The following is a 472-nucleotide window of genomic DNA, read 5'->3' on the forward strand; positions in this document are numbered from 1 at the left end:
ATTGAAGCACCGGCTGATGAGTCTAAAGAGACGAAACTGGAGAAGAGAATGAAGCAAAGCGAGCGAGTCGCGGAGATCCTTCGGGAGCTCAGCGGCCACGTGGCGGAGCTTCCTGGATCGGAGGTAGACCTCCGAGCCCTGCGTGGTGAGAATCTCCGTTGGGAGAAAACTCATTTCACCCAGAGTTCGGTTGTCGACTCCACCCTGGAGGGCACCTTCACTGTGATCGTCCGAATCCGGAAGACCTACCGTGACAAGACTGCCTAGCAGAGTCCTCAACACCGTTTCGACCCTCAAGGTCTCGTCAGCCCAGCTTCGACCCTTCCTGGGGCTGGGGACGGGCGAGTGGACGAGCACAGCCACCGCCGTCCTCGTCAAGTTGGTCTCTTTTGGCACGAGTGCGGGCCAGGAAGATGACCGTCTCTGGCAGAGGTGCACCGGGCTGCAGCTCGGGGGTGTGCCAATCCTGCCA

1 protein-coding gene is annotated in these 472 nt (G+C 60.0%); it reads left to right on the forward strand.

The features are described 5' to 3' along the window. A partial coding sequence (locus ACO0K4_RS19450; protein WP_422958330.1) for a hypothetical protein occupies nt 1-267 on the forward strand: 267 nt, incomplete at its 5' end. Between the last annotated feature and the right edge of the window lie 205 nt (nt 268-472).

It is taken from the genome of Undibacterium sp. RuTC16W (genome assembly GCF_049339445.1).
In the GTDB taxonomy this organism is placed as follows: Bacteria; Pseudomonadota; Gammaproteobacteria; order Burkholderiales; family Burkholderiaceae_D; genus Undibacterium.